At 50.2% G+C, this 24,841-nt stretch carries 28 protein-coding genes, 1 rRNA gene and 2 pseudogenes; 15 read left to right on the top strand and 16 right to left on the bottom strand.

Going from position 1 to position 24,841, the window contains the following annotated elements:
• Positions 1–716 precede the first annotated feature (716 nt).
• Positions 717–1,569 (top strand): IS5 family transposase gene (locus V8L71_RS19425; protein WP_336275187.1). Its coding sequence is split into 2 segments (ribosomal slippage): positions 717–1,060 and positions 1,059–1,569, totalling 855 coding nucleotides; the frame shifts between segments, so codons are not numbered across the junction.
• 280 nt (positions 1,570–1,849) lie between these two features.
• On the opposite strand, the gene lhgO is transcribed toward V8L71_RS19425, so the two are convergent.
• From lhgO to V8L71_RS19390, 7 genes are all read right to left on the bottom strand, one after another.
• Positions 1,850–3,046: an L-2-hydroxyglutarate oxidase gene (gene lhgO / locus V8L71_RS19420; RefSeq protein WP_336275186.1), complete on the bottom strand. Its 1,197-nt coding sequence runs from the start codon at positions 3,044–3,046 to the stop codon at positions 1,850–1,852.
• Between the two features lie 619 nt (positions 3,047–3,665).
• A complete protein-coding gene (locus V8L71_RS19415; protein WP_336275185.1) occupies positions 3,666–5,243 on the bottom strand; it encodes an aldehyde dehydrogenase (NADP(+)) in 1,578 nt (525 codons plus the stop codon).
• Between the two features lie 146 nt (positions 5,244–5,389).
• Entirely contained in the window at positions 5,390–5,704 is a 315-nt protein-coding gene (locus V8L71_RS19410) for an NIPSNAP family protein (protein WP_022520273.1), read from the bottom strand.
• 34 nt (positions 5,705–5,738) lie between these two features.
• On the bottom strand, positions 5,739–6,905 hold the full coding sequence (locus V8L71_RS19405) for an iron-containing alcohol dehydrogenase (RefSeq protein ID WP_336275184.1): 1,167 nt from the start codon (positions 6,903–6,905) through the stop codon (positions 5,739–5,741).
• 59 nt (positions 6,906–6,964) lie between these two features.
• On the bottom strand, positions 6,965–8,230 hold the full coding sequence (locus tag V8L71_RS19400) for a TRAP transporter large permease (RefSeq protein ID WP_336275183.1): 1,266 nt from the start codon (positions 8,228–8,230) through the stop codon (positions 6,965–6,967).
• Positions 8,230–8,784: a TRAP transporter small permease gene (locus tag V8L71_RS19395; protein ID WP_336275182.1), complete on the bottom strand. Its 555-nt coding sequence runs from the start codon at positions 8,782–8,784 to the stop codon at positions 8,230–8,232. Before V8L71_RS19395 ends, V8L71_RS19400 begins: the two co-directional genes overlap by 1 nt.
• A gap of 83 nt (positions 8,785–8,867) precedes the next feature.
• Positions 8,868–9,887, bottom strand: coding sequence for a TRAP transporter substrate-binding protein (locus V8L71_RS19390; protein WP_336275181.1), 1,020 nt, complete (start codon positions 9,885–9,887; stop codon positions 8,868–8,870).
• A gap of 294 nt (positions 9,888–10,181) precedes the next feature.
• Here V8L71_RS19390 and V8L71_RS19385 point away from each other — a divergent pair, with 294 nt between their 5' ends.
• Complete coding sequence (locus V8L71_RS19385) at positions 10,182–10,742, top strand: DEAD/DEAH box helicase (protein ID WP_336275180.1); 561 nt, start codon at positions 10,182–10,184, stop codon at positions 10,740–10,742.
• 73 nt (positions 10,743–10,815) lie between these two features.
• Here the strand turns inward: V8L71_RS19385 and V8L71_RS19380 are convergent, their stop codons facing one another.
• Together V8L71_RS19380 and V8L71_RS19375 are read right to left on the bottom strand one after the other, a co-directional pair.
• On the bottom strand, positions 10,816–10,965 hold the full coding sequence (locus V8L71_RS19380; RefSeq protein WP_336275179.1) for a hypothetical protein: 150 nt from the start codon (positions 10,963–10,965) through the stop codon (positions 10,816–10,818).
• A 374-nt stretch (positions 10,966–11,339) separates the two neighbouring features.
• Positions 11,340–11,633, bottom strand: coding sequence for a helix-turn-helix domain-containing protein (locus tag V8L71_RS19375; protein WP_336275178.1), 294 nt, complete (start codon positions 11,631–11,633; stop codon positions 11,340–11,342).
• Positions 11,634–11,762: 129 nt separating this feature from the next.
• On the opposite strand from V8L71_RS19375, the pseudogene V8L71_RS19370 reads away from it, so the two are divergent.
• Positions 11,763–12,026, top strand: a pseudogene (locus V8L71_RS19370) (transposase); the annotation flags it as partial.
• A 69-nt stretch (positions 12,027–12,095) separates the two neighbouring features.
• On the opposite strand, the gene V8L71_RS19365 reads toward V8L71_RS19370, so the two are convergent.
• Complete coding sequence (locus V8L71_RS19365; protein ID WP_336275177.1) at positions 12,096–12,275, bottom strand: hypothetical protein; 180 nt, start codon at positions 12,273–12,275, stop codon at positions 12,096–12,098.
• On the opposite strand from V8L71_RS19365, the gene V8L71_RS19360 reads away from it, so the two are divergent.
• From V8L71_RS19360 to V8L71_RS19345, 4 genes and pseudogenes are all read left to right on the top strand, one after another.
• Entirely contained in the window at positions 12,274–13,191 is a 918-nt protein-coding gene (locus V8L71_RS19360; RefSeq protein WP_336275176.1) for an IS110 family RNA-guided transposase, read from the top strand. The genes V8L71_RS19365 and V8L71_RS19360 overlap by 2 nt on opposite strands.
• A gap of 6 nt (positions 13,192–13,197) precedes the next feature.
• Positions 13,198–13,647: a transposase gene (locus tag V8L71_RS19355; RefSeq protein ID WP_336275175.1), complete on the top strand. Its 450-nt coding sequence runs from the start codon at positions 13,198–13,200 to the stop codon at positions 13,645–13,647.
• Positions 13,648–14,564: pseudogene (locus V8L71_RS19350) on the top strand (IS3 family transposase); the annotation flags it as partial.
• A 318-nt stretch (positions 14,565–14,882) separates the two neighbouring features.
• Positions 14,883–15,827 carry a co-chaperone YbbN gene (locus tag V8L71_RS19345; protein ID WP_336275174.1) on the top strand — a complete coding sequence of 315 codons (945 nt, stop codon included), beginning with the start codon at positions 14,883–14,885 and terminating at the stop codon, positions 15,825–15,827.
• On the opposite strand, the gene V8L71_RS19340 is transcribed toward V8L71_RS19345, so the two are convergent.
• Positions 15,824–16,999 (bottom strand): MalY/PatB family protein, encoded by a 1,176-nt coding sequence (locus tag V8L71_RS19340; protein WP_336275173.1) that lies wholly within the window; start codon positions 16,997–16,999, stop codon positions 15,824–15,826. The two genes, V8L71_RS19345 and V8L71_RS19340, sit on opposite strands and share 4 nt — an antisense overlap.
• Positions 17,000–17,036: 37 nt before the next feature.
• Between V8L71_RS19340 and V8L71_RS19335 the strand changes: the two genes are divergently transcribed.
• From V8L71_RS19335 to V8L71_RS19310, 6 genes are all read left to right on the top strand, one after another.
• Positions 17,037–17,468: a hypothetical protein gene (locus tag V8L71_RS19335; RefSeq protein ID WP_336275172.1), complete on the top strand. Its 432-nt coding sequence runs from the start codon at positions 17,037–17,039 to the stop codon at positions 17,466–17,468.
• 109 nt (positions 17,469–17,577) lie between these two features.
• Positions 17,578–18,384: a hypothetical protein gene (locus V8L71_RS19330; protein ID WP_336275171.1), complete on the top strand. Its 807-nt coding sequence runs from the start codon at positions 17,578–17,580 to the stop codon at positions 18,382–18,384.
• Between the two features lie 86 nt (positions 18,385–18,470).
• Positions 18,471–18,872, top strand: coding sequence for an acyl-CoA thioesterase (locus V8L71_RS19325; RefSeq protein ID WP_101146649.1), 402 nt, complete (start codon positions 18,471–18,473; stop codon positions 18,870–18,872).
• A 52-nt stretch (positions 18,873–18,924) separates the two neighbouring features.
• Positions 18,925–19,251 (top strand): hypothetical protein, encoded by a 327-nt coding sequence (locus V8L71_RS19320; protein ID WP_008956368.1) that lies wholly within the window; start codon positions 18,925–18,927, stop codon positions 19,249–19,251.
• On the top strand, positions 19,223–19,744 hold the full coding sequence (locus tag V8L71_RS19315; RefSeq protein WP_035586146.1) for a DUF501 domain-containing protein: 522 nt from the start codon (positions 19,223–19,225) through the stop codon (positions 19,742–19,744). Before V8L71_RS19320 ends, V8L71_RS19315 begins: the two co-directional genes overlap by 29 nt.
• 45 nt (positions 19,745–19,789) lie before the next feature.
• Positions 19,790–20,332 (top strand): LOG family protein, encoded by a 543-nt coding sequence (locus V8L71_RS19310; RefSeq protein WP_101146650.1) that lies wholly within the window; start codon positions 19,790–19,792, stop codon positions 20,330–20,332.
• A 31-nt stretch (positions 20,333–20,363) separates the two neighbouring features.
• On the opposite strand, the gene V8L71_RS19305 is transcribed toward V8L71_RS19310, so the two are convergent.
• Together V8L71_RS19305 and V8L71_RS19300 are read right to left on the bottom strand one after the other, a co-directional pair.
• Entirely contained in the window at positions 20,364–20,876 is a 513-nt protein-coding gene (locus V8L71_RS19305) for a hypothetical protein (RefSeq protein ID WP_101146651.1), read from the bottom strand.
• 33 nt (positions 20,877–20,909) lie between these two features.
• On the bottom strand, positions 20,910–21,404 hold the full coding sequence (locus V8L71_RS19300) for a tetratricopeptide repeat protein (RefSeq protein ID WP_336275170.1): 495 nt from the start codon (positions 21,402–21,404) through the stop codon (positions 20,910–20,912).
• Positions 21,405–21,650: 246 nt separating this feature from the next.
• Between V8L71_RS19300 and V8L71_RS19295 the strand changes: the two genes are divergently transcribed.
• Entirely contained in the window at positions 21,651–22,682 is a 1,032-nt protein-coding gene (locus V8L71_RS19295; protein WP_336275169.1) for an NADP(H)-dependent aldo-keto reductase, read from the top strand.
• Positions 22,683–22,825: 143 nt separating this feature from the next.
• Positions 22,826–23,605, top strand: coding sequence for a peroxide stress protein YaaA (gene yaaA / locus V8L71_RS19290; RefSeq protein WP_336275168.1), 780 nt, complete (start codon positions 22,826–22,828; stop codon positions 23,603–23,605).
• 24 nt (positions 23,606–23,629) lie between these two features.
• Here yaaA and V8L71_RS19285 read toward each other — a convergent pair whose 3' ends face one another.
• The 3 genes from V8L71_RS19285 to rrf form a co-directional block, all read right to left on the bottom strand.
• Positions 23,630–24,205 (bottom strand): isochorismatase family protein, encoded by a 576-nt coding sequence (locus tag V8L71_RS19285; protein ID WP_336275167.1) that lies wholly within the window; start codon positions 24,203–24,205, stop codon positions 23,630–23,632.
• Between the two features lie 113 nt (positions 24,206–24,318).
• Positions 24,319–24,507 carry a hypothetical protein gene (locus tag V8L71_RS19280; protein ID WP_101146656.1) on the bottom strand — a complete coding sequence of 63 codons (189 nt, stop codon included), beginning with the start codon at positions 24,505–24,507 and terminating at the stop codon, positions 24,319–24,321.
• Between the two features lie 222 nt (positions 24,508–24,729).
• Positions 24,730–24,841, bottom strand: a 5S ribosomal RNA gene (gene rrf, locus V8L71_RS19275); the annotation flags it as partial.

The raw sequence follows: 24,841 nt of genomic DNA, 5'->3' as shown, positions 1-24,841 counted from the left end.
CTAACCAAAATGCTTGAGTGGAATTGAGGTCGCGACTCATGATGATCTCCAATGCTAAAGAGACCACCAGTATGATCAGTCAACAATAAGGTGAGTAGATGGGGTTTATGGCGCGCTTACAAACATTCAAACGCAACTGCTGGGTATACAATCACCAAATCCTGCAATAGGCGTAGCATCATCAATCACCGATGGTAGTGACGAAGGAATGGAAGGCCAAGCTGCCAGAGCTATTTACCAAGCGGTTGATTAACGCCCCTGAACCTATTACCTAACCTAGAAATATTATTTAACCTTCGATTACTAAACGATATTATTGTGCTCTTGTTACTTGGCACCGTTCTCAGCGCCTCACTTTAATTATCATTACCATTTTTTTTACCGAACTGTGATGACTTGATGGTTTATATTATTATGAAATTAACAACTTGTTTGAGCAGCACCTCACTTTCTGAAAGCGCCGTTTGGACGTCATAAGACAAATCATTCAGATTAAAATTTATAATGTCGGTAATGATATGAGGCGTAGCCAAGATTCAACTGCATACAATGGACTCACGGCAGATAACAAAGCCTTCACTTCGTTAGCCTGGGTTCAACTTATTACGATTGCAACTAACAAAAGTATAATGTTTGTTTGCTGCGAAAATGCCCTAGGTTCTGTCTGAAAAGTCATAAATGTTACGCTACCTCCGTTCATTGAGCAGGAGGACGATATGACAGGCCGTTACGAGCTTTCTGATCAGCGTTGGCAGATGATCAAGGACATCGTTTCTCCGCCGCAGACCATGGGACGTCCTCGCCGGGACGACCGCCAGATGCTGAACGGTATTCTGTGGATTCTTTGCTCCGGTGCGCAATGGCGCGATCTGCCGGAACGTTATGGCCCCTGGAAAACCGTCTATCAGCGCTTCCGACAGTGGCGCGATGATGGCACCTTCGATCAGATGTTGACGCGCTTGCATCTACGTCTGCGTGAAGATGGTTACATGGACCTCGATACATGGATGGTGGATTCAACGTCCATTAGAGCAACTCGGTCAGCCAGTGGTGCTGGTAAAAGGGGGATCTATAGAGCCGGTAGACCATGCGCTCGGCCGTAGTCGTGGCGGGTTGACCACGAAGATACACCTACTATGCGATAGTCGAGGCTTTCCCATTACGTTTTCACTATCAGCAGGCCAGCGTGCCGATTCGACCTTCCTGACGGGGCTTCTAGAGAAGGTTCGGTTGCCTGGGCGGTCTGGCCGACCAAGAAAACGCAGCCGGTATATCGTGGCGGACAAGGGCTACGACAGTGATGCGCTACGGCACTATTGTACGCGTTACGGCATGCGGCCAATCATTCCGCAGCGCCGTATGCATCGACGCCCAAAGCCTGGCCTTCCGCATCAATTTGACCGGCCGAAATATCGTCAGCGTAACGTGGTGGAGCGTCTGTTTGGCTGGTTGAAGGAAAAGCGTCGGCTCAATACGCGTTATGACAAACTAGCCAGTAGCTTCAAGGCCATGGTGACACTGGCTTGCATTGAGCAATGCATGAGAGCCAACTTTTCAGACAGAACCTAGTTGGCGGCATCGGCGTAAGCATAAGACTTATCAGGGTAGAACTTCTAGACGGCAGCTTGGCTGTTCTCGTCAGTTATAAGTTCACGATAGTATGGCAAAAGAAAAGTCATTTACGCTTTGCTCCCAATCAAGGTGGCAAATCTCATATGGAGGCTTCACAAGGGCCGGTGCAATTCTCCTAAACCTGGCCTTCTGCCAGCTGCCAGATACGGGTTTCCCGAGCCAACACCCATCTTTAATTATGAAACCCTCCTAACCGAAAAATGGGAAATGGTTAGTATCAACCATCGACCTGCGCTCGGATCTGCCCGACAATATGCGCTCCAATGGGAATCGCCGAAGTTGCCGCTGGGGACGGTGCGTTACAAACATTCACGGTACGTCTCGTATTGTAGAATAGGAAATCGTCGATTAGTTTGCCGTCATTAGAGACCGCTTGAGCACGTATCCCTGCTGGATGAGGTTGTAGGTCATTTGACGTCAGGCTCGGGCAATATCTGCGTACTTCGTCGAGGAAGCCCTTCTTATACAGCGAGTTCTTTAACTCGACCAGGCCCGGACGCAAATTAGCCCTAAGCACTTTACGGATTCCCGGGTTGGCCAGCATCGCCAGACTATCGGTCAGCGAGAAGTCGCGTTTATTGTAACCTTCTCGCTTCCAAGCGAGTACTGCATTGGGCCCTACTGTGACGCTACCGTTAATCATGCGCGTCAGGTGTACGCCGAGAAACGGCATCGCTGGGTCAGGAATAGGGTAAATAAGGTGATTTACGATGCGGCTATGCTCTGGTGGTAGTCGGTAATATTCACCGCGAAACGGGCAAATGGTAAACTTCGGAGGAAGGCCTAGCATCTGAACCACACGATCGGCCATCAGCCCTGAGCAAGAAACTAGATAGCGGGCAACGAACTCACCCGAGGTAGTCTTTACCACGACTTCATCGGTACGCTCCTCCAGCCCAGTTACTGGCGTAGCGTAGAGGATCTCGCCGCCTTTGATTTCGAATTCACGACCCATAGCAGCGGCGACTTCGGCATAGTCCACTATGCCACTGGAAGGTACGAATACCCCGCCTAGCCCTGTGATGTTAGGTTCGCGCTCGCGCAGTTCATCAGCACTCAGCCAGCTGCGCTCCAGACCGTTGGCCTCGGTACGCTCCCATAGGGACTGCATGCGCTGCATCTCCAGCTCGTTGGTCGCCACCAACAACTTGCCGCACTCATCAAAAGGAATAGCGTGTGTTTCACAGAACGCCTTAATAGCGCGGTTGCCAGCTAGGCAGAAGCGCGCCTTGAGGCTACCCGGCGTATAGTAGACACCAGCATGGATCACGCCGCTGTTGTTTCCAGTTTGGTGCTTAGCCGGGCCGTTCTCCTTCTCGACCAGCAATATCCTACGCTCGGGGTAGGCTTCGATAAGCTGCATCGCAGTGGACATGCCAAGAATGCCGCCACCAATAATGATGAAATCGTACATTTTTACCTCTTTATATCCTTCGTGTATAGTCTCTGGATACTTCGATAAATGGGATTTAAGGTCATCGGCGGTCCATAGGCCTCTTTGAAGCCCCTGCCTCGACCTGTGGGTAACGACCTCTAGCTCACGTCACGCCTATCGTTCCCACCCAATCATGCAGATAGCGGTCCGGTCGTTTCGGTATCGCCATTTTCTAGCGCTGCTCTGCTATTGAGGATTGTATTCTCATGCTCACTGACATGGTGACGTCATCAAGCTGTTAATTTGGGAAAAAAGTTACGACTAACCAATTTTGGTTCGGTACTTCAGTGATGAGGTGCATCACCCTTGCAGCACCACAGTGTTCTAAGATTTCTTCGTATAGATATACTGGTTACTGCTTTGGAATCGGTACCTTGAGGTTAGTGACTGACCGTACAGACACCGCCACGCAAGCAGGACAAATTGGCCCCCTCTGCGCGTCCCTTTCGATGGACATAGATAGTTACGCTTGCAAGTACCAGATGTCGACGGAAACTGAAGCCGAGATTACTGCTCACTTAAGGCGGGCCTACTTAAAATATAAACCGACATGAGTTTCTCATGTCGGCTCGATTAACATATAGCTATATGGCAAAAATCAAGTCTCGCGTTTTCCATTGTAGAGCCGCTTGAGGCCCAGCGGATTGCTTTTCTTTAGAGACTCAGGCAATAAACCGTCAGGCAGCGCTTGGTAACACACCGGGCGTAAAAAGCGAAAAATCGCTGCACTTCCTACTGAAGTTGTGCGGCTATCGGAGGTGGCTGGGTACGGCCCACCATGGACCGTAGCATGTCCAACTTCGACACCGGTCGGCCAGCCATTGACCAGTATACGTCCTGCCTTGCGTTCCAAAGTTGGCAGTAGCTGACGCGCTATGTCGAAATCGGAATCATCCATCTGCAACGTAGCGGTAAGCTGGCCTTCCAACTGTTCGGCGACCTGCTTCACTTCGGCCAAATCGGTGCATTCAATTACTAACGAGGTAGACCCAAACACTTCATTCTGCAGCGCCTCATCAGTGAGGAAGTCGGTTGCAGTAGTAATAAATAGTGCCGACTGGCACTGGTTGGGCGTATCGCCCACTAGACCGCGAGCCACCTCGCTCACATTAGCGTGGCTGGAGAGCCGATCCAATCCTTGCTGATAGGCTTCATATATCCCCCGGGTAAGCATGGTCTGTGATGCACTCTGCTGAAGAACGTCCCGAGCCTTAGAGACAAAGGCATCCAACGCCTCTCCCTTCTTGGCAACAATCAAACCCGGGCTAGTGCAGAATTGTCCAGCTCCCATATTGAGGGACGCTACAAAGCTCTCTGCAATTATCTCGCCACGTGCCTTGAGCGCGGACGGCAGAGGGAATACTGGGTTGATCGAGCTCATCTCGGCATAGACCGGAATTGGCTCTTTGCGCTGCTGAGCAATCTGCATTAGCGCAGTCCCGCCGCTGCGTGAGCCTGTGAAGCCCACTGCCTTGATACGGTAATCGGCGACTAGCGCCGCACCGACATCACGGCCTGAGCCGAACAGCATTGAGAAAACGCCTTCCGGGAGACCACACTTGCATACGGCCTTTTGCACCGCTCGGCCTACCAATTCGGAGGTACCGGGATGGGCGGAATGCGCCTTGACAATCACCGGGCAGCCAGCGGCCAGTGCCGAAGCGGTATCGCCGCCGGCCACGGAGAAGGCTAGCGGGAAATTGCTGGCACCGAACACCGCCACCGGGCCAAGAGCAATATGACGCTGACGCAGGTCAGTACGAGGCATTGGTTGGCGATCGGGTATGGCTGGGTCGATCCGCACATCCAACCATTCGCCAGCACGTACGACAGAAGCGAACAAGCGCAGCTGGCCACAAGTACGACCGCGTTCGCTCACGATACGGGCTTGGGGGAGACCAGACTCAGACGCGGCGCGCTGTATAAGAACTTCACCAATAGCTTCGATCTCGTTGGCGATAGTTTCAAGAAATAACGCACGGTCTTCCAATGCTAGCTCGCGATAGTCATCGAAGGCGGCCAAAGCCAACTGACACGCTTTCTCTACCTCAGCAGTGCCCCCTCCGGGGTAAGGTGGCTCCATCTGTTCACCTGTGGCCGGGTTGACAGCATGTATAACTGAGCTACTCCCGGTGACTGCCTGCTGACCTATTAACATTTGTCCAGAACAATGCATTTTCAATCCTATTGACATAGAGAAATTAAATTTTCTTTAAAATAATGTTTTATAGTTTAAAGATTGTATTTAGGGGGGGGGGAATGAAGGTGATAAATCTTCAATAGCTATTGAAACCGGCCAATATAGCCGGCTTCAAAATCCGCTCATTTAATAGGAGAAAAATTAGCAGCTAAAAGAAGCTTAGACTCTTGCTTCACAATCATTGGAAAAGCTTTTGGCACGAATTTATTTAGCCAATCCTCATCTTTATACAAAGCAGCTCTTCGACTTGTTCTATCGTCAAGGCTTTCGTAGGCCCACACGTGAATAACCTGATTTAGCTCTCCAATTTCAGTATACCACCATGCAACCAACTGGGCATATTTAGAAATAGCAGGCAAGCCAAACTCCTCAAAGTGAGCTAGGTAATCCTTCATTTTACCAATTTGAATTGTATAAGTCCGCATCTCATAATACATAACAATCAACTCCAATATTAAAAAAACTATCTAATTAGCTAAAAACCCCTTTATGTGCATCAACAATTATATTCTTAATGTCCTCTGATGTGGTTAATCGTGGATTAACTAGAACATTCCCGCTACGCATCGAATCAGCTATCATTTGAGGAAGCATATCTAGCTTTACTCCCAAAGCCTCAGTATTGGAAGGTATACCGATTGATTTATTTAACTCGCAAATGTAGCTAACAACTTTATTACCAGCATCATAGTCACTAAGTCCTGTAACATTTTCGCCTAGAGCAACCGCTACATCACGAAACAATTCAGGACATGCTTCTAAGTTAAATTTTACAACGTAGGGAAGCAATGTAGCATTCGCGATCCCATGGGGTATGTCGAAAACACCTCCAAATGTGTGTGAAATTGCATGAACATTTCCTAATTTTGATTGGGTGAACGCAACACCAGCAAGGAATGAAGCAACAAGCATATTTTCGCGGGCTTCGGTGTCGCTACCTACGAAATAGGCCTTTTTAATATTAATTGAAATCATGCGTATCGCTTGAATGGCAAGTGCCTGACTAATTGGGCTTGCCTGTTTCGAAACATATGACTCGATTGCGTGTGTAAGAGCATCCATACCGGTAGCCGCCGTAATAGATGGCGGCAATTTCATTGTAAGCTCAGGATCTAGTATTGCAATTTTAGGGAAAAGCAGAGGGCTTATAATTACAGTTTTGAATAAAGTTTCTTTATTTGTAAAAACTGTTGAAGCTGTACATTCGCTACCTGTGCCTGATGTAGTGGGAATTGCAAATAATGGAAGTGGCGCGTTCTCAATTTTATCGTAACCTTCATAGTCAAGAATGCTACCAGGGTTAGTAGCCATTGCAACCACGCCTTTAGCGGTATCGATACTACTACCACCGCCCACACCGATAACTGCGTCACATCCCGATACCTTAAGACGATCAACAGCATTTTCTAAAACTACTGTAGATGGATTTGGATCCACCTCAGAAAATACTTCGTAGCTTAGGCCAACCTCCTCTAAGGATTCAAAGAATCCATCCAACACCTTGGATTGAAGAACCCCTTTATCGGTAACGACAAAAAGTTTATTTTCAACATAAGGCTTAAGCAGAGAACCAGCCTGCCTAGCCATGCCAAAGCCAGATTTAAGTGTTGTTGGGAAATAAAATTGAAAGTTTTTCATTATTCACCTATCAAACTCTAGTTCATATTAATACTACACGGATATTTACACACCTTTGCTCACCCCACAAACAACAAGGATATTTTTGGCAAAAAGGTGAATAAAAACAAATCAACCAACATGACTATAAGCAAGGGAGTAACTTTCTTAACTATCAGTGTAAATGAAGCTGTCCCCAGACTCTTTGCAACAAAAAGGTTTACACCTAAAGGAGGAGTTAGCAATCCAATCGCCAAGTTGGTTATCATCACAATGCCAAAATGTATTAAGTTAACATCCTGTTCTAACAGTATAGGCAAAAGAATAGGAACTAAAAGAATAATGGCTGCATTTAGCTCCAAGAAAGTACCGATTAAAAGAAGAAGAACATTTATTCCTACCAGAAGCCAGACTTTATCGGCACCGAAACTAGTAACCCAGTCAGATACTTGCTGCGGAAACTGTTCAGTTGTCAATACCCAACCCATTATATTGGCTGATGCAATTATTAGAAGCACCATGGAAGACGTCAAACCGGAAGAAATAAATATTTCTTTTAAATCAGAAAATTCAATCTCTTTATATACAAATAAAGATATAACTAAGCCGTATACACATGCAATAGCACCAGACTCAGTTGGAGTAAATACCCCACTATAAATCCCTCCAAGGATAATGATTGGCATGGCCAAACCTAGGGCTGACTTTTTAAGCTTGTCAATAAAATTAACAAAACTTGTAGGTTCAGCACCTTTATAACCCTTATATTTTGAATAGCAGTAAGAGTATAAAATTAGTGAAAGGCCTATTATTAATCCAGGAAGAATGCCAGCAATGAAAAGATCGCCAATGCTTACATTAGCTGAAATGCCATATACAACAAAAGGTATGCTTGGTGGGATAATAATACCTATAGTTCCACCAACAGCCATTAATGCTATAGCGAAACCTTTATCATACCCAGCAGTTATCATTGCCGGAACCATAATACTGCCAATAGCGACAACGGTAGCAGGGGCAGAGCCAGAAATGGACGCAAAAAACATACTAGCTAGTAATGCTATTATAGCCAGCCCTCCTGGTAGCGACCCCACTATGCTTTCGCCTAATTTAACAAGCCGCGTAGACACTCCTCCTTTCTCCATAATTTTCCCCGCAAGAAGAAAAAAAGGTATGGCCATGAGAGGGAAGGAGTCGAGACCAGTAAACATTCTCTGCACAGTAACAAATGTGGGTAACTCTGAAGCAAAAACAAATGCAATGACACATGCAAATGCGATACATAAAGCCAATGGTATGTTAACTATGAGTAACGTAAACATTGCAATAAACATCGTCGTTGTCATTATTCTTTACCCCCTAACACCAACTTATCAACGTCTTTGGCCATGACTTCGTTAGAAGTTAAACTATTGTCTTTTTCGAAGAAAAAGACACATTTAAGAAAAAATCTAATAGACATTAATAAGAAACCACATGGAATAGCGGCATAGGCAGTGTACATAGGAATACGCATTGCTGGAGAAACCTGTCCGGTATTTAACACACGACCTACAAACTCAAATCCAATGTAGAAAAGCCAAGCACAAAGGATGCAGCTTGCCATATAAGCAACGAAATTCATTAGTCGCTGGGCAGCTAAGGGAAGCAACATAATTAAAGCATCAACTGATATATGAACAGCACGCTTTACTCCCAAGCTAGCACCAATGAAAGCAGCCCATATCATTAAATACCGAGCTAGCTCTTCTAACCACGGCATAGGCAGCTGTATTAAAGTACGGTTAAAAACTCCTAAAAAAACAACCATAAGCATAGTTGCAAGAAGAAAGTATATAACCACCTCTTCAACTTTTGTTAATACAGCATCTAACTTACTAAAAAATCTAAAGAGGGCCATATTTATACCCCAATATTTAGTATCTACAGCGGCAAACCTTATTATATTAAAGCTCGCCGCTGCCTGAAACTGCTTATTTTCGATTACAGCTTGGCCTCTGCTTCCTCAACAGCTTTAAGAAGATCATCAATAACTTCTTCTCCTAGCTGCTCACGATACATATCGTAGACAGGTTGAGTTTCATCTCGAAATGCCTGTTTTTCTTGATCACTTAACTCGACTATCTTCATACCTGAGTCTTTTAGCGTTTGAATGCCACGTTCAACCTGCTGCGTATTGAGCTGCCTCTCGATATCACTCCAGTTTCTCGCTTCTTCTTCAAGAATAGTCTGATATTCTGCAGGAAGGCTTGTAAAGAAGTCGTTGTTAACAATAAATGTAAATGGGTTATAGACGTGCCCATCAAGGGTAAGATGCTCTTGAACTTCATAGAAGCGCATGCTTTCGATTAAAGATACAGGGTTTTCCTGACCATCGATTACACCCTGCTGAAGGGCAGAGTAAACCTCGCCAAAAGCCATAGGTGTCGGATTTGCACTTAAAGATTCCACCATTTCCATGTGAGCCGGGTTCTCCATGGTCCTGATTTTCAACCCATTGAGATCGTCTGGGCTTTCGATTGGGTGTAAGCTATTTGTAAAATGGCGGAAGCCATTCTCCCCCCAGGCCAAAGCTCGGATCCCTGTCTGTGGCAACATTTCATCTAATATGCGCTGACCAAATTCACCATCAAGAACTTCATAGGCAACTTGCTTATTTTTAAACAAATATGGCAAATCAAAAACCATAATTTGTGGATATATACCTGGAATTGGTCCGGCCAATACAGCCATTTCGATTGAGCCAAGCTGGACACCCTCCAGCTGTTCTCGCTCGCCACCTAACTGACTAGCAGGATAGGTAGAGATGGTAACCTCTCCATTGGTACGCTCTTCTACATTTTGTTTAAAGCTCTGTAATGACTCTTCTAGGCGATCATCAACAGCAGGCGATGCATGAGCAACTTTGATATTATAATCTGCACTAGCTACGCAGGAAAAAAACACTGACCCGATTATGATAAGCGAGCTTAAGCTATTTTTAGTTTGTGTGTTCTTGTACATATTCAATCCTATCTTTAGTCGATTGTTATTTTACCAAGTAATACCACGCAAAAATTTATGCGCATTTTAAGAAGCTAACCTACAAGAAAAATTGGTTAACTACTTTTTTATCACCTTACACAGCTGCCCATTTTTGCGGTAATGAATATATATGATCTACCGATAACTTATCGCTATTAATCCATAAGTATAATATACCAATGCATAAGCGTTCATTTGTCTTGCGGTATGTTTTAACTTCAAGATACAGACGAGATGATTAGTTTTTCTGTATGCTATAAATTCAAGCGGTAAGTGCAGTCATTAATCTTCCCACCCATATCTCTCAGCCCCTTGAACGCTTTGTATATCAACAGCTTACCATTAGATTATAAAAAGCAACGCTTGGAATCAGGCGTTGTTCAGGGTGTAGCAAGCTATGTGCATAATGAGGCAGGCTGTCTTCTGATGAGGGAACGACGAGAGCACGCCGAGACACTGGCAGCACTGTTGGCCGCGGCATCCATAACGTCGGTTGTGTTGCATGGAGGGATGCGTGTCAGAGAACGTCAGGCGGCGGAAGCGCAGTTACATAAGGCTCAGGTTATCGTTGCAACCGGCAAATACATTGGAGAAGGTTTTGACTTGCCTCGGTTAGACACGCTGTCTTTAGCCTTGCCCATCGCCTGGAAAGGAACGCTGTCACAGTACGCTGGCAGGATCCACCGAGCGGTTGAAGGCAAACAGGAAGTTACTGTCTATGACTACCTTGATACTGGACTGCCCATGCTTGAACGTATGTTCCGAAAACGCGAGAAAGGCTACAAAGCCATGGGGTGCAAGTTTACCGCTTCAGGGCAAACAAAGCTGCTTTAGACGTTGAGAGCACAGTTGGACCCTGGACAACTAATCAAGCGATGCCTTGGTGACGCTCTTTCTGAGCCCAGCTTTAAAGATTTTCTGCCAGCATACCTTTATCCCCCACCAGACTGCTGGCGAGTTCCTGCTTGAACATTTCGTCAGGGTTGCTAGCAAACAGTATATCGCGTGACCAGACTTTCAGTTGGTCATGATCAGCTTGTTCGATCCGATTCTCCACCCAGTGCGGGACTTGACCAAATTTGAAGCTAAGCTGCGTCCGAAGATTATCGCGAGCTTCATCGAGACAGCCTTCAGAACCGCTCCTGTTGAGCCCAGTTCTCTAAGTTCCCTGCCAACATATCTTTATCCTCCACCAAGCTATTGAGCTGATCCAGATTGATTTCAGCTCCAAGCCACTGCAGATGGCGCTTCAGTCAGCGGGTGATAAACCAATAAACCCGATCGCCTGAATGATTGCCCTCAGGCGACCGTAAACCTTGGCTCAATGACCTACTGATTAAGTTGCTCGCAATAAAAATACGCCACGTGGTGCATCATATTGCGATCCACTGATGGCTAATGCACAAACACGGCGCGCTGAGCTGGTCACTCTCAGGCAGCAACCTCTTTCTCGTCTTCAATCTCTAGCTCGAGATGGAAGTGAGCCGGCCCTGTCAGGTTGACCAAGGCATCAAGGCTGAACTTTCTAATGCGACCGTTCAGCAGATCATTGAGGCGCGGCTGAGTAATTCCTAATCGGTCGGCTGCTTCTTTCTGAGTAATGTTCCACTCCCTCACACGGCCAGCAATTTTTGCCATGAGCTCGGAACGGAGCCTCATATTCAACGCTTCCTCAGGCGTATCCTCAATGGCATCCCACACACTGTTGTAATACTCGATGGCCATTATTTCACCTCACTTAGTAGCTGGACTCAGGGCAGCTCTTTGTATCGCTGTTTGCCCTGTAGTGGCATAGTGAATTTGGCCACCTAATTAGAGGTGCTAATATGCACCAAGACATCACTAGGTGACAGCATGGCAACAAGACCAAAACGTAACTTTAGCCCTGAATTCCGGCTCGAAGCAGCACAGCTAGTCGTTGATCAAAACTACACGGTTCGTGAAGCGGCAGAAGCAATGAATGTGGGGTATTCGAGCATGGATAAATGGGTTCGTCAGTTACGCCAAGAGCGTGATGGCCAAAGCCCTAAAGCAACGCCCATGACACCCGATCAGCTCAGGATTCGCGAGCTTGAAAAGCGCATCCGTGACATTGAGATGGAAAAAGACATCCTAAAAAACCCGTTATGGGTTGGCACCCGCTTGTAGGTACAGAAACCCGACGGCGCCCTATACTCAGCTTGGGTGTCAGGGGCGCAGCCGTTGGCTTTTGGTGGTCGACCCCGTTAAAAAACGTGGCTCGGGTGGCGTTCTGGACTTGAAAGTGGTGACACCGTTTGAGGTGATCCCGGTTAGGAAGGTAGATGTCATCAACGCCACCTCCTCTGGCCCTTCCGTCATTTTCGGTTGCTGAGGAGATGCTGTCATGGCTCGTCATTCCTCCCGCTCCACTCGGCAGCGGGACAAGTTACAAGTCGTTCACCCCAATGCCGCAGCGATAGATATTGGTTCACGTTTTCATGTTGTAGCGATTCCCCCTGATCGGGATCCGCAACCGGTACGACGCTTTGATACCTTTACGGGCGATTTGCGTCGCCTAGCTGATTGGTTAGCGGAAAAGAACATCGTGACCATCGCAATGGAATCGACCGGTGTGTACTGGATCCCCGTTTACGAACTCTTGGAAGAACGCGGTTTTGACGTGATTCTGGTCAATGCCCGTGAGGCCAAGAATGTCCCAGGGCGCAAGACGGATATCAACGATGCTCAGTGGCTACAACGCTTGCATTCCTATGGCCTGCTGCGTGGCAGCTTTCGTCCGACTCAAGAGCTTGCCAGTCTACGAGCGTTACTACGCCAGCGGGAACGGTTACTGGAATATTGTGCCTCTCATATTCAGCATATGCAGAAAGCATTGATGGAGATGAATTTGCCACTTCATCACGTTGTGTCTGATATCACCGGTAGAACAGGGATGCGGATTCTGCGCGCTATTGTCCAGGGGCAGCATGACTCCGCTGTACTAGCCTCCTTTCGTGATCCGCGCTGTAAAGCCAGTGAGGAAACAATTCGTCAAAGCTTGGAGGGCCACTACCGCGAGGAACATCTACTCACACTGCGTCAGTCTCTCACTTTGTACGACACTTACCATGAGCATGTCGCCGAATGCGATCAGCTTATTGAAGCGACTCTCAAACGGCTTTCATTTTCAACGCCAGCGCCGGAAAGCTTGCTGCCTGCCGCTCGGCATCGGGATGCCAATCCTAATGCACCGGTATTTGATGTACGCAGTGCTCTATTTCAGGTGCTGGGCATTGACCTAACCCAGATTCATGGCCTTTGACCCTACTTGGTACTCAAACTCATTAGCGAGTGCGGCACTGATATGAGTCGCTGGCCCACGGTCAAGCACTTTACCTCTTGGCTAGCGTTGTCACCGGGAAGCAAGATCTCCGGTGGCAAGGTACTCTCGTCACGCACTCGACGAACCAAGAATCGAGCAGCTGCCTTGCTGCGCCTAGCGGCCACCACTATTGGGCGTTCTCAAACAGGCCTTGGTGCTTTTTACCGCCGGTTGGCGAGTCGGCTAGGTAAGGCTAAAGCTGTCACTGCGACAGCTAGGAAAATTGCCGTTTTATTCTACAACGTCCTGCGCTACGGCTGGGTTTATCAAGATCCTGGTACTGACTACTATGAGGAACGCTACCACCAACGTATTGTTCGTAATTTACAACGCCGTGCGCAATCATTAGGCTTTGAATTGGCCCCCATAGCAGACCCCAGCCAACGGGTTTCTTAGGAAGGCTACCGCTCTCTTGATGTCGGACTCCCTGAACACTTCTCGCTAATCGAGAAACTCAAGACGAGCTACCCGGTAAAAAACTGTGTGACGTGTTTGGCGTGCATCGCAGCAGCTTTAAATACTGGAGACAACGTTCAAAAAGACCTGTGTGTGCCACGAAGACTAAGGAAATAGCCAAGGTCAGAGAGCTATTTCGCGAGAGCGAAGGCTCTGCAGGGGCGCGCAGCATCGCAGAGATGGCGACAAGGCAGGATGTGCCGTTAAGTCGCTATCGCGCTGGCCGCCTGATGGAAAAGCTTGGCCTAATTAGCTGCCAAGTGCCTGGGCACACCTATAAGAAAACAGGTGATGAACACGTTGAGGTACCGAACCACTTAGCGCGTCAGTTTAACGTTGCGGCGCCCAACCGCGTTTGGTGTGGCGACGTCACATATATCTGGACTGGCAAACGCTGGGCTTATCTAGCCGTTGTCATGGACTTATTTGCTAGGAAAACGATTGGCTGGTCGATGTCGTTGTCGCCCGATAGCGAACTCACCAGCAGCGCATTGAAAATGGCTTATGAGAGCCGTGGGCGGCCAAAAGGGGTTATGTTCCACAGCGACCAGGGCAGTCATTATACGAGCCGTAAGTTCCGTCAGACACTCTGGAAATGCCAAGTAAAACAAAGCCTAAGCCGACGTGGTAATTGCTGGGATAATGCGCCAATGGAGCGTTTCTTCAGGAGCTTAAAGGTTGAATGGGTGCCAACGTATGGCTATCGCTCATTCTTGCAGGGGCAGCATCATATCGTGAACTATTTAATCGGGTATTACAGCCAGCTTAGGCCTCACCAGCATAACGGTGGTATGAGTCCGAACCAGGCAGAGGAAAAGTACTGGGTTAACTATAAAGCGGTGGCCAGTTTTACTTGACCACTACAAAAGAGCTGACATGGCTGTTTCCTTGTTTCAACCAGAGGCGACAAAGGGATGCCAGGAGGGTAAGCAAAAGCTCCGACCATCGGTTCAAATCCGGTCCCCGCTACCAAATATAGAAAAAACCAATACCTTTACGGGTGTTGGTTTTTTTGTGTCCGCTAGTTATGTAAAAACGCCCAGAAAAACTGTTACCGAAAGGTACGGTTTTTTTCACCTATGGCTTTTTATTTTCCTGCCTTTTCCTTGAATCCGCCGGGGCATGCCTGCATATCATGGGTAACTATTATTCATTTTTTGCTGACGAGTCTACCCATGTCGATTATTGATCCCCGTTCAGGTAAGCCGCTCACCGCGGATACTGGAAATACCGATGCTACCGCGCCTACCGATGAGCGTGCGTCGGTGCGACCTGAAGATGTCATCATTGAATTGAACGCAGGCAATATTCAGCAGGTATTGGAAGCCTCCATGCAGGTGCCGGTACTAATGGGCTGCTACTCGCCTTCCACCGATAGCAGTCGCACCCTGCTCACAGTGCTCGAGAAACTAGTGGTGGAATACGCAGGCGCCTTCCTGCTCGGCAAGCTCGATATAGACGCAAATGCAGAAATCGGCGGCCAACTGGGCGTGCGTTCAGTGCCCGATGTGAAGCTGATTAGCCAGGGCGGCTTGGTGGATGGTTTCCAGGGAGCGCTGCCGGAGAAAGAAGTACGCGAGTGGTTGAATCGTTACTTCCCCGCCCCCGGCGAAGCGCCCCCCACCCCGGAAGAGCAGGCGGAAGAAGCATTGCAGGCAGGCGATATCGCGGGCGCACGCGAAATTTATCAAACCCTGATGGGCCAGTACCCGGAGCACTACGCTTATCAAGTCGCGTTCGCCCGGGTACTGGTAGCCGAAGGGCGTGGCAGCGAAGCGCGTGAAGTGCTTGATAACCTGCCGCCGGAAGAGCGCGACGCAGCACCTGCCCGGGGCGTGCGCGCCAGCATTGAGTTTGGCGAACAGGCACTCTCAGCCGAAGAGATCGCAGCCCTGGGCGATCGTACCGACAGCGAAGCTCAGTACCAGCGCGCCCTGCGCCAAGTGGCTGATGGTCATTACGATGCAGGCCTGGAAGCACTGCTGGCGCTGATGAAACACGACCGTGCCTACAATGATGACGCAGCGCGTAAAACGCTGCTGCAGGTGTTCGATGCATTAGGCGCCGATCACCCGCTGACCGTTACCTACCGCCGTAAACTATTTGCCATGCTCTACTAACGGGTCTCACTGCTTTTTAGCACTGCATCCATGCGTGACAATGCCATTTCCAGTTGGGTAGCGGTGGTGCCGAAGTTAAGCCGCACAAAGCCGGGGCAGCCAAAGGCAGCCCCGTCTGAAAGTGCCACCCCCGCCTCTTTCAGCAGCCTTTTATGGGGCGCATTGCCCAGACCCGCCTCGCGCATATCCAGCCAGGCTAGATACGTTGATTCCGGTGTACTCCAACGAACACTCTGCCAGCTAGCCACTCGCTCCTCCAGCGTCGCACGATGCTCACGTAGTACGTTTAATAGTTCCTGCCGCCACGGCTCACCTTCCCGATAAGCCGCTTCCGCCGCGACTAAGCCGAGTATGTTGCTATCGGGCAGCAGCCCTTTTGCTGCGGCTGCAAAGCGCTGACGCAGAGCAGGGTCAGGGATCACCGCGCAGGCACTGGTCAACCCAGCCAAATTAAAGGTTTTAGAGGGCGCCCACAGGGTGATTGTGCGCTTGGCCAGTTCAGGAAATGCTGCCACCAGCGGACGGTGGCACGCGCCTTCATCTAATAGCAGGTCGCAGTGAAGCTCATCGGATACCACCCAAAGATCATGTCGTTCTACCAGCTCAGCCAGCGCAGCAAGCTCTTCCTGATGCCATACGCGCCCTGTCGGGTTGTGGGGATGACACCATAGCAATAGGCGGGTACGCGGCGTAATCGACGCCTCCAGGGCGGCAATATCGAGCTGCCAAGGCGCACCGGGGCTCGGAGGCGCTTGAAGCATCGCCTGTTGGGGTAGACGCCCGGTGCGCTCTGCCACTGCTAGAAACGGCGGATAGATGGGTGTGACTGTTAATACACCGTCGCCTGGCTCGGTCAGCGCGAGCGCAGCCAAGTGCAAGGCAGGCACTACCCCCGGCAACCACTGCTGCCACTCGGGCTGAATGGGCCAATCATAGTGGCGGGCGCTCCACTGGCACAGGGTTTCTGTTAACGTAGCAGGCACTTCACCATAGCCATAAACACCGTGAGCCACCCGCGACTGCAGCGCATCAACGACTGCTGGCGGGGAGCGAAAATCCATATCGGCGACCCAAAGGGGTAACACGTCGTCGCCGTAGCGGTGCCATTTTTGCGATGCCCAGCCACCTTCTGGGTGGCGTCGCTCCACAGGCGTGGCAAAATCGTAGGCCATGAAAAATCTCACTTATTGAACAGGGGTGATGCCAAGCATGCCGCAAGATGACTTTTATACCAAGATGCGGGCAGGGCTATCAGCCCTGTTGCGGCAATGGCGCTCGCTTGGCCAAGCGAATACTGACCAGCTTGCGCTTATTCTTGCCGAAACGGCCCGGGTTGCCAAATTAGGTACGCCCGACGCCACGCCGAGCGGCGCAACGCTGGAAGAGTGGAGCCAGGATGAGCTCGGTGAGATGCCGCTTTGGGCGCCACGCACCGCGGTATTTTTGCTTAATCAAATGCCCGCTCGCCCGACCCCCGATAGCGATGCTGAAGCCTGCGCCTGGGCATACTGCTGGCTACGCAATCGCTCGTTTGATTCATTGAAAGCAGCTCAGGACGCCCTCCCTGCCCACCTAAAAGCGCCTCTGCAAGAGGCGTTAGAAGCCGCTTGGCGCGACCAGCAAGGGCTGCGTTTAGTTTAATCGGCAGCACGCTCGCTTAGAAAACCGAAACGGTGAAGGCCATTAAATGGCGTCATAAAACAACGACACACCAATAGCACCAAAAAAATAACAGCAAGGAACACGCTACATGATAGAAATTCCGCTCACTTGGCAGCTAGCAAAGCTTGGCCTTTCAATCAGTATGGTATTGGGGCTAGGGGCAATTGCGGTGCGCGCCAGTCCACGTATGGCCGGGCTGCTGGCGGGTTATCCATTGGGCACGGCGTTGGCGCTATTTTTTATCGGCTTGGAAATTTCACCTCAGTTTGCGACCCAAAGTGCGGTGCATACCCTGGCGGGCTTTACGGCCACAATGGCGCTAGGGGCCGGTTATTGGGTGGCAGGACGACAGCCTGGTGTTAAAGGTGTCGTTGGCGGCGTGGCGGGCGGCTTGGTTGCTTGGCTCGCCGTTAGCACGCTGCTCGCTCAGTTTAACTTCACGCGTTTGAGCGGCACGCTGGTGACGCTATGCGCCATTGCTCTGTTCAGCGGCTTATTCCGCAACATTACTGATGTCAGGATACCCGCCAGCAGAACGTTTTCGTTACCGGCGCTTGCTGCCCGCGCGGCACTTGCCACCGCGATCATATTTACCATTACTAGCCTGGCCCACTGCCTGCCGCCCGCCTGGGCGGGAACGTTGGCCGCCTTTCCCGTCACGATGCTGCCTTTTTTGCTGATCCTACACCTGAACCATGGGGCAGCGCCGGTGGCGACGGTGATCAAGCACTACCCAATGGGACTTGGCTCGCTACTGAGTTACACGCTATGTGTTTCCTATACTTACAGCACACTGGGGTTGCTATGGGGCACATTGGTCGGCTTCGTTGCTGCCACGCTATGGCTGTTGGGGTGGATGCAACTCATTGCGTGGTATCAACGCCGCACCGCTTGACCAAGCGCTTGCTTGGGTTAATCCTAAGCGTTGCCGTTGCGATCACCCCTACTAATAACCTGTTTTTTTAATAACAAGGACAAGCCATGTTTACGCGTACCATTGAGCCAGCGTTTTACGACACCGACGCCCTAGGGCATATCAATAATACTCGACTTCCCGCTTGGTTTGAGCTGGCCCGTAACGACTTATTCAAACTCTTCACGCCTGATTTAAACCCGAAGAAGTGGCGCTTAATTATGGCGCGTATGGAAGTCGACTACCGAGCTGAACTGTTTTACGGTCACGACATCGAAATACGCACGTATTTAACACGCTTGGGCAACAGTTCGTTTACGGTGACCCAAGAGGCGCGCCAACACGGCACACTTACCAACCTGGGTCACACCGTTATGGTGCAGTACGACCACCAGGCTAAGTGTGCCAAGCCCATCGAGGGAAATTTACGTGAGGCGTTAACGGCCCACCTGCAAGATGCCCCTGAATGAACACGCCTGACCGACGCTGCCCCGCACTGCCGGGGCAATAGGAGCCACGCTTATGGCCATCCGCTACAACCTCTGGATAGACCCTGACAACGTTGCGCAGCACCGTGCCGTTGAAGCGGATCTTGAGCACTACTTTGTTGAGCGCTTCGCTGACTATCCGCATATCCGCTTGTTTGGGGCAGACCCCTACGATTATGATGCCCCCTTCAACCGCCTTTATGATGTGCTAATGGCACGAGCCGCTGAATACTGTGAGCGGACGTGGTGCTATGTTGCGTCGCCCGAACAGCTCAATCGCTGCTTTTTCCGTGCCGTTGGCCGCTCAAACAAATTTGTGAGAGACCAACCCGATGGTGATACGCACCAATCAGGCGCCTGACGAACGTCAGCTCGCCATTATTGCTCAACAGCTTGGCCGCGCACCGCGTGGCATTGAAGCAGTAGCCGCCACTGACGGCGAAGGCACGCCGCTGGTGCTACGCATGTCTCCTATCGTTGATGGCAAACCTTTTCCTACGCTGTATTGGCTCTGCTCAGACGTGCTTAAAGTAGAAATTTCTCGCATTGAAGCGGTGGGCGTTATCAAAGCGCTCGAACAGCGGCTGCAGGAAGAACCAGACTTTCTTGAGGCTTATTTGCAAAGTCACCGTGATTATGTGGCTGCTCGCTGGGACTATATGAGCGATGCCCAGCGCCAAGAAGTCGCTCAGTTGGGCTATACCGACGTAATGACCGAGCGCGGCATTGGCGGCATTAGTAACTGGCACCAAGTGCGCTGTCTGCACACTCAGTATGCTCATCACCTTTGCGGTAACAACGTTATAGGGCAATGGATGGATCAACACCACCAGGTCGACCGCTGCCTACCCTAAGTAACGGATTAGTCACTTTTCATTTTTAGCGTTAGGAAAAAGCGAATGGCTCGAATTTGTGTCTATCTTGGCTCTCGTGAGGGTAATAGCCCAGTTTTCCGGCAGGCGACCAATAAACTAGGACGCACGCTTGCCGAGCGTGGTCACACGCTGGTTTATGGTGGGGCACGCATTGGCCTGATGGGTGAGCTGGCGAATTCAGTGTTGGAGGCAGGCGGTAATGTCATTGGCGTAATGCCTGAACACTTAGTGGAGCGAGAACAGGCACACTTTGGGTTAAGCGAGCTGATTCGGGTGCGTAATATGCATGAACGCAAAGCCACCATGGCGGCTAATGCCGACGCTTTTATTGCCTTACCCGGCGGGATTGGCACCTTTGAAGAGCTGTTTGAAATATGGACGTGGGGCTATCTGGGCCTGCATGAAAAACCCATGGGGCTGCTTAACATCGACGAGTTCTATTCACCGCTGCTGACCTTTTTAGACAGTACTGTCAGCCATGGCTTTTTGGCATCCGCCACTCGTGACATGCTGCTCGACGCAGCAACATCCAATGAACTGCTTGATGCATTAGAAGCTCAGCTATAGTGCTGACGGGGGAAGAGTGAGGGAGACGTTACTAGCGGCCCATACGCTCGGTGAGCTGGCGGGTATGCTGATAAGTCAATTGTAGCAAACGTGCATCTTCACCTGCCCGATGACGGTGAATACCGCGTTCGGCGATCATTGCTTCTTTGGTGTCGCTCCATAACGCTTGCTGCTCTTCGCTGAGCAGTATCCTTAGCGCCTCAAGGCGAAAACGCGGCAGCATACCCGCGTGATGAAAGAGCAGGGAAAGCCAGGTGTTGTCGTAGCCCCAGCTATCACTGTAGGCCTTGCCTAACTCGCGCAGCTCGTCGTTTAACCAGTGGGCAACCTGACGCACGGGATAGCCCTCCTGAATGAGGCGCTCACGAGAGATACCGTGCAGCAGCTCCGCCTTTGGGTCCCAGTGCGTCCACTCATCTAGCGGTTGAATGAGAAAGGCGCAGCAGCTTCCATCAGCCCGTGCGATGCCTATTTCGATGGGATAACTGCCACGCCCAAATCCGGAGGCTTCAATATCTAGTACTGTGGGTAGCGTCTCGGACACAACCTTCCTCACTCAATCAAAACGTGAAAGCGCTTATGCGACGGCCACGTCATCTAGCGGCTGCTGTTCGGCCTGTCGCTGCCAATAAGCGGCTCGCTCATCATCTACCGTCAAGCCTAGCTCACCCAGGCGATAAGCTCGGGCAAGACGCTCGGCGGCTAAAAAATGCCCAGACTGGGCAGCGCGGGCATACCACGTCACCGCATAATCTTCGCGACGGGGGTATTGCACACAGCCATGCTCATGGATTTGCGCTACTTGGTACTGAGACTTTACATCTCCTGCATGCGCTGCTTCCAGAACATACCGCGCACCACGCGCCTTATCCTGAGGCGTTTGACTGCGATGAAAGAGCATATGACCATAAACGGAAAGCGCATCAGGGTGACCCGCCTCCGCACAACGCTTAAATAAGCGCATCGTTAAACGCTGGGTACGCGGTGAACGCGGCAACAGCCAGTGATTATGAAACAGCCGTTCAGCTAGGCGAAATTCTAGCCGAGTAAACAACGTTGATGCCTGCAGCATGGCAAACCACCCTGCCTATCTGTTGGAACCTTGGGCCAGCAGCCATCAAACATAGCTACCAACCACACGAGAAACCGGCCTTTAGCCGGTCGATGGGCTGGCAAGCATACGCCTGCCTTTGCGACGACTCAACCCCATTAATTTGCTGCTTTCCAAGAGCCTCGCTAACATGCCATGCATACGCCGTTTACCACCCTGCCAGGGTGGCTTATTTTTTGGCAATGCCGCCTTAGTAAGGAGATAAAAATGCAAACGCGCCCACTTGGCAGAACCGGCATGGAGGTCAGTCGACTCTGCTTAGGCACGATGACGTTTGGCGAGCAAAATAGCGAAGCCGAAGCCCATGAGCAGCTTGACCGAGCCGTGGCATTTGGCATCAATTTCATTGATACCGCTGAAATGTACCCTGTCCCCCCGATGGCCACTACCCAAGGTCTTACGGAGCGCTATATCGGCAGTTGGCTCAAGCAGCGTGGCGCTCGGGACGACCTTATTATAGCTACTAAAGCCGCTGGCCCAGGGCTTGACCATATCCGTGGAGGCCCACGCCTCACCCGCGAGCATATTCATCAGGCCATCGATACAAGCTTAGCGCGCTTAAATACGGATCATATTGATCTTTACCAACTGCACTGGCCAGACCGTCAAACTAATTTCTTCGGCAAATTAGGCTATGTGCATAGCGAAGATGAAGACGCCACGCCTCTGGAAGAGACACTATCTGCACTAAAAGAGCTGGTTGATGCAGGCAAGGTGCGCGCCATTGGGCTCTCTAATGATACGCCTTGGGGAGTCATGCGCTCGCTACAGCTCGCCGACAAGCTGGACTTACCGCGTGTCGCCTCTGTACAGAATCCCTACAACCTTCTGAACCGCTCCTTTGAAGTGGGTTTGGCTGAAATTGCGCATCGTGAAGACGTAGGGCTACTCGCCTATTCGCCGCTAGGGTTTGGTGTTCTCTCAGGTAAGTATCTGAACGGTGCCCAACCGCCCAAAGGCCGCCTGACGCTTTATGAGCGCTTCAAACGCTATACCTCCCCAGAAGCAGAAGCTGCCACGCAAGCCTATGTGTCACTGGCTCAACAGCATGACTTAGATCCTGCTCAAATGGCGTTGGCTTTTGTTAACTCGCGCAGCTTTTTGACTAGTAACATTATTGGCGCGACCACCATGGAGCAGTTGGAAAGCAATCTTGCCAGCGAGAGCCTCAAGCTGGATGACGACGTGCTAGAGGCAATTGAAGATATTCACCGTCGTATGCCTAATCCCTGTCCTTAAAAGCCGCTCTTAAAAATCGTCCTTCAGAATAGTCGGCTCTCACCAAGCTATCGTCACTATAGCCTCGGCCTTCGCCGAGGCTTGGTATACTAAGCCCACTTATAATCGGCTTTTATTTACCAGGGCACGACCAGGAGTATGCGATGCTGAGCGTTATCTCTCCCGCCAAAACGCTGGATTTTGAAACCCCTCCGACCACAACGAAAGTGACACAGCCCGACTTCCTGAAACAGAGCCAAGCGCTGATCGATATTTTACGCGACTATTCGCCGCAGCAAATCAGCGAACTCATGGGCATCAGCGATAAATTGGCGGGCCTGAATGCTGCACGTTTTGAAGAGTGGCAGCCCCCTTTCACCCTAAGCAATGCCAAACCTGCTGCTCAGGCGTTTCAGGGTGATGTTTACGCTGGCCTACAAGCCGCAAGCTTCAGTGAGGCTGAAAACCGTTATGCGCAATCGCACCTACGCATACTTTCCGGCTTATATGGCCTGCTACGGCCACTGGACTTAATTCAGCCATATCGGCTGGAAATGGGCACCAAGCTATCTAATAGCGCCGGTAAAGATCTCTATGCTTACTGGAAGCCCACCCTAACACCTGCACTCAATGAGGCCATCGCTGAAAGCGGCTCCAAGGTACTGGTTAATCTCGCTTCTAATGAATACTTTAAGGCGGTTGATGCGAAACAGCTTGATGCGCGGGTGATTACGCCGGTCTTCAAAGACGAGAAGAATGGTACATTCAAGATCATCAGCTTTTATGCCAAAAAGGCACGTGGTCTGATGAGCGCTTGGCTAATTGAGCAGCAGATTAACGAACCTAATGAGCTCAAGGCCTTCGATGTGGCAGGCTACCGTTTTGACGCCTCGGCGTCTCAGGGTGATACCTTCGTGTTCACTCGCAAAGAAACTGATCGCTAAAGCGAACGACCGGGCTGGTACAACCTAGAAAAAACGTACGGGGCGTGACGCGCGCGGCTTTAAAAACCGCTGGTGCGCCTCTTTAAAGAGCGTTGTATCGCAGCGGTGTAGCCACTCATAAGCCACCATATCCGCTGTCACAGCCACAGCACCGCTTGCACATGCACGCTCACGCGCCATCGTAGCCTCTTGTGGTCGACGGCTGGCAGACGCTTCGCTAAGCCAGTACAGCTCGTAACCTGCCGCTAGCATCCCCAACCCCGTTTGCAGCACACAGATATGCGCTTCTGTTCCACACAGTACAATCTGCGTCTTTCCTGATGCTTTTAATGTTGATTCAAATTCAGCTTCTGCCATCACGCTGAAATGCTGTTTTTGCCACAGTTGATAATCGTTTAGAGCGGCCAATAGAGATGGTGCGGTACCACCTAGTTTTTCAGGGTTCTGCTCGGTTAACCACACCGGCACTTCAAGTAGGCAAGCCATTTCACCTAGCCAAGCCGCCTCGGTAACGGCCTCTTGACCACCTTCAATCACAGGCAGCAGGCCAGCCTGAAAATCGACCATCAGCAGTAGGCTTTTTTCACGTTGTAGCTGCACAGCGCCTCCTTAATTTTTATCATTATTGGAATCATAATAGACACGATACAAAAACAAAGCAGCCGCTTTTCAGCGGCTGCTTTGCTAACGTAGCAATTACATGCTTATTCTGCCTAGTCTTCGGCAGCCTCTTCCATATCTTCACCGAGCTCTTCCATGCTCTCACCGGCTTCTTCTGCACTTTCGTCAATGCTTTCACCCGCTTCTTCAGCAGGGCCTTGATCATCACAGGCGACAAGCCCGCCTGCCATTAACGCCATAAATAAGGCAATTGCTAACTTTTTGGCTAATTCCGTCGTCATATCGTTTCTCCTCCTGAGATTTTAAATCTTGCACCTGCAGCATAATACTAGATGCTGCTTGGCAACAATACCATGCTAAATACGCAAGCTATTGTTATAAATATATTTAAAAAACTTATTCTTCAGAGTGCTAAGAAAAAATCGCTTCTGTAAAAAGCAACGACTTTTCTTTCACGCACACAAAAAACCCAGCCGGGTGGCTGGGTTTTCTGCGGTATAGGTGCCTGACGATGACCTACTCTCGCATGGGGAGACCCCACACTACCATCGGCGCTAAGCGGTTTCACTGCTGAGTTCGGCAAGGGATCAGGTGGTTCACGCGTGCTATGGTCGT

Origin of the sequence: Vreelandella indica (assembly GCF_037070225.1) — a bacterium.
Classification (GTDB): domain Bacteria; phylum Pseudomonadota; class Gammaproteobacteria; order Pseudomonadales; family Halomonadaceae; genus Vreelandella; species Vreelandella arctica.
The sequence above is the reverse complement of the archived record's forward strand: the minus strand, read 5'-3'. Positions and strand labels throughout refer to the sequence as shown.

Bases quoted from the DNA above. Each gene is read 5' to 3' on its own strand.
- lhgO (WP_336275186.1), bottom strand. From the start codon at position 3,046: ATGTACGATTTCATCATTATTGGTGGCGGCATTCTTGGCATGTCCACT.
- V8L71_RS19415 (WP_336275185.1), bottom strand. From the start codon at position 5,243: ATGCATTGTTCTGGACAAATGTTAATAGGTCAGCAGGCAGTCACCGGG.
- V8L71_RS19410 (WP_022520273.1), bottom strand. From the start codon at position 5,704: ATGTATTATGAGATGCGGACTTATACAATTCAAATTGGTAAAATGAAG.
- V8L71_RS19405 (WP_336275184.1), bottom strand. From the start codon at position 6,905: ATGAAAAACTTTCAATTTTATTTCCCAACAACACTTAAATCTGGCTTT.
- V8L71_RS19400 (WP_336275183.1), bottom strand. From the start codon at position 8,230: ATGACAACGACGATGTTTATTGCAATGTTTACGTTACTCATAGTTAAC.
- V8L71_RS19395 (WP_336275182.1), bottom strand. From the start codon at position 8,784: ATGGCCCTCTTTAGATTTTTTAGTAAGTTAGATGCTGTATTAACAAAA.
- V8L71_RS19390 (WP_336275181.1), bottom strand. From the start codon at position 9,887: ATGTACAAGAACACACAAACTAAAAATAGCTTAAGCTCGCTTATCATA.
- V8L71_RS19375 (WP_336275178.1), bottom strand. From the start codon at position 11,633: ATGGCCATCGAGTATTACAACAGTGTGTGGGATGCCATTGAGGATACG.
- V8L71_RS19360 (WP_336275176.1), top strand. From the start codon at position 12,274: ATGGCTCGTCATTCCTCCCGCTCCACTCGGCAGCGGGACAAGTTACAA.
- V8L71_RS19365 (WP_336275177.1), bottom strand. From the start codon at position 12,275: ATGACAGCATCTCCTCAGCAACCGAAAATGACGGAAGGGCCAGAGGAG.
- V8L71_RS19345 (WP_336275174.1), top strand. From the start codon at position 14,883: ATGTCGATTATTGATCCCCGTTCAGGTAAGCCGCTCACCGCGGATACT.
- V8L71_RS19340 (WP_336275173.1), bottom strand. From the start codon at position 16,999: ATGGCCTACGATTTTGCCACGCCTGTGGAGCGACGCCACCCAGAAGGT.
- V8L71_RS19335 (WP_336275172.1), top strand. From the start codon at position 17,037: ATGCCGCAAGATGACTTTTATACCAAGATGCGGGCAGGGCTATCAGCC.
- V8L71_RS19330 (WP_336275171.1), top strand. From the start codon at position 17,578: ATGATAGAAATTCCGCTCACTTGGCAGCTAGCAAAGCTTGGCCTTTCA.
- V8L71_RS19325 (WP_101146649.1), top strand. From the start codon at position 18,471: ATGTTTACGCGTACCATTGAGCCAGCGTTTTACGACACCGACGCCCTA.
- V8L71_RS19320 (WP_008956368.1), top strand. From the start codon at position 18,925: ATGGCCATCCGCTACAACCTCTGGATAGACCCTGACAACGTTGCGCAG.
- V8L71_RS19315 (WP_035586146.1), top strand. From the start codon at position 19,223: ATGGTGATACGCACCAATCAGGCGCCTGACGAACGTCAGCTCGCCATT.
- V8L71_RS19310 (WP_101146650.1), top strand. From the start codon at position 19,790: ATGGCTCGAATTTGTGTCTATCTTGGCTCTCGTGAGGGTAATAGCCCA.
- V8L71_RS19300 (WP_336275170.1), bottom strand. From the start codon at position 21,404: ATGCTGCAGGCATCAACGTTGTTTACTCGGCTAGAATTTCGCCTAGCT.
- V8L71_RS19295 (WP_336275169.1), top strand. From the start codon at position 21,651: ATGCAAACGCGCCCACTTGGCAGAACCGGCATGGAGGTCAGTCGACTC.
- yaaA (WP_336275168.1), top strand. From the start codon at position 22,826: ATGCTGAGCGTTATCTCTCCCGCCAAAACGCTGGATTTTGAAACCCCT.
- V8L71_RS19280 (WP_101146656.1), bottom strand. From the start codon at position 24,507: ATGACGACGGAATTAGCCAAAAAGTTAGCAATTGCCTTATTTATGGCG.